5 protein-coding genes are annotated in these 6610 nt (G+C 39.1%); 2 read left to right on the plus strand and 3 right to left on the minus strand.

Annotated elements, in window-relative coordinates; all coding sequences use genetic code 11:
* Positions 1–135: 135 nt before the first annotated feature.
* The 3 genes from grpE to rpaB all read right to left on the minus strand — a co-directional run bounded on the left by grpE (position 136) and on the right by rpaB (position 3361).
* Positions 136–804, minus strand: a complete 669-nt coding sequence (grpE, locus tag ACIR310F_RS0102195) for a nucleotide exchange factor GrpE (protein ID WP_028082414.1) — start codon at positions 802–804, stop codon at positions 136–138.
* A 539-nt stretch (positions 805–1343) separates the two neighbouring features.
* Positions 1344–1985: a cofactor assembly of complex C subunit B gene (locus tag ACIR310F_RS0102200; protein WP_028082415.1), complete on the minus strand. Its 642-nt coding sequence runs from the start codon at positions 1983–1985 to the stop codon at positions 1344–1346.
* 647 nt (positions 1986–2632) lie between these two features.
* On the minus strand, positions 2633–3361 hold the full coding sequence (gene rpaB, locus ACIR310F_RS0102205) for a response regulator transcription factor RpaB (RefSeq protein ID WP_028082416.1): 729 nt from the start codon (positions 3359–3361) through the stop codon (positions 2633–2635).
* 275 nt (positions 3362–3636) lie between these two features.
* Here rpaB and radA point away from each other — a divergent pair, with 275 nt between their 5' ends.
* Entirely contained in the window at positions 3637–5160 is a 1524-nt protein-coding gene (gene radA, locus ACIR310F_RS0102210; RefSeq protein WP_028082417.1) for a DNA repair protein RadA, read from the plus strand.
* Between the two features lie 346 nt (positions 5161–5506).
* Positions 5507–6610 (plus strand): Calx-beta domain-containing protein (locus ACIR310F_RS0102215; RefSeq protein ID WP_028082418.1); only part of this gene is annotated, 1104 nt, incomplete at its 3' end.

The raw sequence follows: 6610 nt of genomic DNA on the forward strand, positions 1-6610 counted from the left end.
GTATCTGATTTCATCATCTAAAACTTTTCCAACAACCCCCGATCTATTTAGCAAAAAAATTTCTTAACGAGGCAGTGCGGTTGATATCTAAACCGTATTCCTAGGATAGAAAATGATCCATAATTGTGATTTTTATTAGACTGAATCTTCCGGGGAAGAAGATACATCTTCTTTGGGAGCAGCTACTTTCACCATGGCATGACGCAGTACTCGGTCACCAAAATAATACCCGCGAACTAACTCTTCTAACACTGTTCCTTCTGGATATTCATCCGTAGCTTCTCGCATCACGGCTTCATGCAAATTCGGGTCAAATTGTTGACCTTCAGGACGCATGGGTGCTACACCTAAACGTTTTAGACACTCTACCAATTGTTTATAAACCCCTTGATAACTTTTATGAATTGTCATTTCTCCTTCGCTTTGGGGTTTGAGGTGCGACCTGGCTCTCTCAAAATTATCCACTACAGGCAGCAATTCCGTAATTGTATTTCGCTTCACCTGTAAATCTATTTCTTCTTTTTCTTTACTAGTACGCTTGCGGTAATTCTCAAAATCTGCTGCAATTCGCATATATTGAGTGCCGCGTTCTTCTAGTTGTACTTTGAGAGATTCAACTTGCCCAGTTAAAGCTGACAAAGCAGCGATATTGATTTCGACTGTTTGTGACATATCTTGGTCAATTTCTTCAGCAACCGGAATATCTTGCACTTGATTAAATTGTTGGGATTGCTCCATTGCTTGCTCACTCATCTCGTGGCCAAATTCGTTAGGGTTAATTTCGGACGGGAATTCACTTTTCATACAAATACTTAGTAAATTAGAAACTGCTATGTAAATCCTAGACAAAGCTAGAAATTTGTTTTTTAGTGCAATGGGAGCTTGGGAGCGGTTATCCTTCAGTAAATTTACACATCAAAATTTGACGTAATATCACTTTGTTGTTGGCATCTAAAAAAACTATCACTATAAATTGCTTTGTTTTAGCGTAAGTAATAGTTTGATTAAACACTTGAGATAATTCATATTGTATATGAATTACCGACTTTTCACCACAAAAAATAGACCAAGTTTTTCTATACAGGGCTTACTGAAAAAGTCTATTACTAGGGTTTAGGAGTTAGGAAAAGCAAAGAAGAAAGCAAAAAGGAATAAACAAAGCAGAAGGCAGAATCATCTAGAACTGGAAAAACCACTTGATTTTTAATTATCCTCCGCAATTGACCCTTTTTAGGGATTCATACTACTTTTTACTTTGATTTCCTTGACTATTTTACCAAACTGTTACACAAAGTTCTGTAAAACATACATCCAGATCCCTAATTTATGAAAGGGGTATGTAATCATTCACTACCAAGAGTGACAGCTAATTTATCAGCAATTCCCGCAATCCAGTTTTCATCTTGTTTCGTGTAACTGCGGGGAGCATTTGCAGCTAAAATTAAAACTCCTTCTTTACCAATTGGTTGACAAATTACACCTTGTGTGTTTTCTGGTAAATAATCAAATTCAATTTTGCCAGGATAAACAGACAAAGCAACTAGATAAATCGGCTTTTGCGTTTCTAATACTCTTTTTAAGATTGTTCCTGGTACTACTTCCGATTTAGGAGCTAATATACCACGACGCAATAAAACCTTACCTTGATAATACACTATTAGCGATCGCGTCACTGTATTTGTTAATAATAGCCGCGATGCCCAGGCTAATTCTGTTTTTGCGGTTTCTGATAAATCCCCTGCTAAAAAGAATCCCTCTTCGCCAATTAATTCTACTGTATCAGGTGTCCTTGGTTGTACCTGTTGCCAAATTAAACCAGTTAAAATTAATATCGCACTTAAAATCACTCCCAGTACATCTCCTCGTGCTTGGGAATCTGTTAGTTGTGGAGTTAATAACCGATTTATTAACAACAAGACAGTACCTAAACCCCCAACTACTAAGGGTAAACGCCGCAAAACTCGATTAGGATCAGATTCAGTCATTGATTAACACATACTTTAACGTTAATACAGATAGTATTTTACATAATTCTGTTTAAAATCTTTCTGTTTGTGTACTTTGAGATTAGTTTTTCCATTATCACCGAGTGGTTCTTCGTTAACAATAAACTATAATTAAAACTTATAAAAAAACAACAATAGTTTTAATATTCATAACTGATCATAATTTATGTTTAGATTTTCTTAACAATTAATTGAGAATTATTTTTATTTAGTCACGAGCTTGCAATACTTTCGGCGATTTGCTACAATTTTTGAGAATTTCATAATTGGGTTTATATTGTCAATTTTATCTCCGTCTGTCTAGACGATTTCCAAAACCCTTTATTCATAGTTGTTTCAGAAATCAATACCGAAAAAAAATACAAAACTTTACAAATTAGCAGCAATCTCTGAAAGAAGTTTAGTCCAAAATTTTTCCAGAAATTATGTAAGCTGACTGGGAGAACAAAAATACTATTGACAAATGAGTTAATCTATGGTATGCAGGGGTAATAGTTAAGTACCCAAAACTCCACCGAAAAATAATACACAAACATAGACTATGGATAATAGTGAAAAAATACAAGAGTATACAGTGCGGAGTACGGAGTATGAGAAAAAACCATCTCCCCAGCCTCCCACTTTTCCTACTCTTCCCCAGGTTCCAATATACGTTGGAAAAGATAACCAGTTCCCCTAGCGGTGATAATTAATTCCGGGTTACTAGGATCATCTTCTAACTTTGCTCGTAAACGGGAAATATGTACATCCACAACACGAGTATCTACATGACGTTCGGGAGTATATCCCCACACCTCTTGCAGAATTTCCGAACGGGAAAAAGGTTCACCGGAACGACCGACTAACAATTCTAATAAGCTAAATTCCATACCGGTTAAGCGGATACGCTCATCACCCTTATAAACTTGGCGTTTATTAGTATCAATTCTGATATTACTGACATGGATAACACCAGAACTAGGAATACCATTTACACCTATTTTATCTACGCGGCGTAAAACTGAACGAATTCGCGCCTCTAATTCCTTGGGTGAGAATGGCTTGACCACATAATCATCAGCACCTAATTCTAATCCAGTAATGCGGTCTGCCACATCTCCCAAAGCAGTGAGCATAATAATGGGGACATCTGATTCCTTGCGTAATTCTTGACAAACACCATAACCATCTAGTTTTGGCATCATTACATCTAAAACCACCAAGTCTGGTTCAGCCTTGCGAAACATTTCTAAAGCTTCCTCACCATCCCCTGCTGTCACCACATCATAGCCAATCATGGAAAGGCGTGTTTCCAAAATCCGACGAATGCTGGCTTCGTCGTCTACCACCAGGATTTTTTCTTTATGACTTTCCAAGTTTTGTCATGCTCCTTAACTAAAATTTTTCATGATTAATTTTTAATATCATAATATTAGGATATCATTCTCTCAATTGATTGGGAAAAAGCTGTATACCATTTCCTACTGCACCAAGGTACAGATTTATCTAGGTTTATCTGCGTTTATCTGCGGTGAACTTCCCTATTCTTGTGCCTGACTGAGGACAGAAATGCTTTCACTATTCCTATTATTAAATTTCCCATTTTTCCCAGAATTAAGAAATAATTAAGATTTTTAGATAAAATTTCAGTATGGCTAAGGCAAAAACCATTTATATCTGTAGTAATTGTGCAGCAGAATTTTCCCAATGGTTCGGAAAATGTTCAAATTGCGACACTTATGATTCTCTGGTTGAACAGAATATTAGTTCTTTGATTGGAGATATATCTAGTCGGGGTGGTGTGGGAAATTGGCACAATACCCAGAGTAATGCTAGGTCTAATACTAAACCAGCTAAAGCCAGATCTGCCTTGACTTTTGATCAAATTAGTGATAGACAAATTGCTCGTTGGGAATCGGGTTATGGTGAATTAGATCGAGTTTTAGGCGGTGGTATAGTTCCTGGGTCAATGGTGCTAATTGGTGGTGATCCTGGTATTGGTAAATCTACTTTATTATTACAAGTATCTAATCAATTAGCCCTGAAATACCGCATTCTTTACGTCACTGGAGAAGAATCAGGACAACAGGTAAAATTGCGTGCTTCTCGGTTGGGAATGTCTAAAGCTCCTACTATCGTCACAGAGGATGATGGGGAAACCGTTACAAAGGTCGAAAAACCCATAGATCCTGATAGTATCGGCGCAGATTTATATGTATTGCCAGAAACGGATTTAGAGGAAATTTTGCGAGAAATAGATTCCCTCAAACCGAATGTAGCTGTAATAGATAGTATCCAAACAGTATTTTTACCAGCTTTGACATCAGCACCAGGTTCCGTTACTCAAGTCAGGGAATGTACCGCAGCTTTGATGAAAGTGGCAAAACATGAGGATATTACTATGTTAATTGTCGGTCATGTGACTAAGGAGGGGACAATTGCCGGTCCAAGAGTATTAGAACATTTAGTTGATACGGTATTATACTTTGAAGGCGATCGCTTTGCCTCCCACAGATTATTAAGAACTGTAAAAAATCGTTTCGGAGCAACCCACGAAATTGGTATATTTGAAATGGTGTCTCAAGGATTAAAGGAAGTTGAGAACCCTTCCGAGCTATTTTTGGGCAACCGTGATGATCCTGCTCCCGGTACGGCCATTGTCGTGGCTTGTGAAGGAACAAGACCAATAGTAGTAGAATTACAGGCCTTAGTTAGTCCTACCAGTTACCCATCTCCTCGCAGAGCGGGTACAGGCATAGATTATAATCGCTTAGTACAGATACTCGCCGTGTTGGAAAAACGGGTGGGAGTACCCATGTCCAAATTAGATTCCTACGTTGCCTCTGCGGGGGGATTAAACGTAGAAGAACCAGCAGTAGATTTAGGAATTGCCGTAGCGATCGTTGCCAGTTTTCGTGATAGAATAGTTGACCCTGGTACAGTCTTAATTGGAGAGGTAGGATTAGGGGGACAAGTGCGAACAGTGTCTCAAATGGAACTACGGTTAAAAGAGGCTGCAAAATTAGGATTTAAAAGAGCTATAGTTCCCAAAGGCACAAAATTTCCCGATCTTGGCATAGAGATATTACCAGTATCTAAGGTCATAGACGCAATTATTGCTGCTGTTCCCCATCAAGAACTGACAGTAGAAGACTTAGAACCTGAGGATGAATAGAAATCAGGTGAGAAGGGAACTCTTAACAGGGAAGAGGTTTTGGGCAACTTTACTTTTCGTTCTCAAGAGTAGCTAATTAAATCAGAACTGAAAAAGGTAAAAGTAGTTGGGAACTCTATTTGATGATAGAAACCAAATATTATCATTATTTTAACTACTTATTAACTATATCTTAATTTATCCTTACTATCGTAAGTGTATTAATAATGGGAGAAAAAAATTGTCTAATTTCTAATAGGCAAATTTTCGACATAAATACAACTGAATAAATATAACAGAAAAACTGACAAGAATTCTCAGGTAACATGATCACTTTGGTAACTAGACTATTAAAGGAGACTCTAGTATGGCAGTTTTCGCAGGCGACATTGCTTTTCTTGGGGTAAATTCTACCGATCCTGATCAATTTGCAATTCTCGCATTAAAACCAATTGCTGCTGGTGATACATTCTATGTTACCGATGGTGGTATTACTGGAAATGGGGGAGTCGCATCGAGTTTTTTCCGTCTGACCGAAGGTTTCCTAGAATATACCGCACCTACAGGGGGAATCGCTGCTGGCAGCGTACTCCTGATCAACGCTGGTGGAGGTAGCGCCCCATCTGTGGTACGCAATGGTGGAGGTAGTGCTGGCTCAGTGAGGCTATTAGCCAATGGCAATTCCACTCCTAACACGACGAATTTTTCCTTCTCTACTAGCGGAGACTCACTCACAGCCTACACCGTTAGCAGTGGTACGCACCTCACTGGTACGCCCAATCTGATTGCGTTTATAGGCTTTGGTGTTTCCCCTTATGGCACTGGTTCTGCACAATCATCCAGTACACCAACGATTCCTGGCGGTCAAGTTCTTGTCCTTGGCAATTTGGACAATGCTATTTTTACTAATGCCGCAAACGCTTATTTACAGACTATCAGCACTCTGAGTACCGCCAATAACTTTACGGCTAGAGACTCAACGGTTGTTGACTTGACTACACTTTCTTCAGGCAACATTTCACCTCTACCAACTGTTAACCTCTCTGTAAGTGCCAACACAGGAACAGAAGCGGGTACAACAGTCATCACTGTCACAGCCACAGCCTCTAGTGCTGTTTCTGGCAATCAAACCGTTAATTTAGCTGTTACCGGAACAGGTATCACCACAGCAGATTACACCCTCAGCAATAGCATCATCACTATTCCCAATGGTGCAACCGTTGGTACTGTCTCCTTCACCGTTGTTGATGATGTTTTAGTGGAAGGAACAGAAACCGCGACTTTAACTATTAGCAATCCTGCCAGTGGTCTGACATTAGGTAACACCACTACTCAAAACGTCGCTATCACAGATAACGATGTGATTGCAAATCCCACCGTTAACCTCTCTGTAAGTGCCAATACAGGAACAGAAGCGGGTACAACAGTCATCACTGTCACAGCCACAGCCTCTAGTGCTGTTTCTGGCAAT

Origin of the sequence: Dolichospermum circinale AWQC310F (genome assembly GCF_000426925.1) — a bacterium.
Taxonomy (GTDB): domain Bacteria; phylum Cyanobacteriota; class Cyanobacteriia; order Cyanobacteriales; family Nostocaceae; genus Dolichospermum; species Dolichospermum circinale.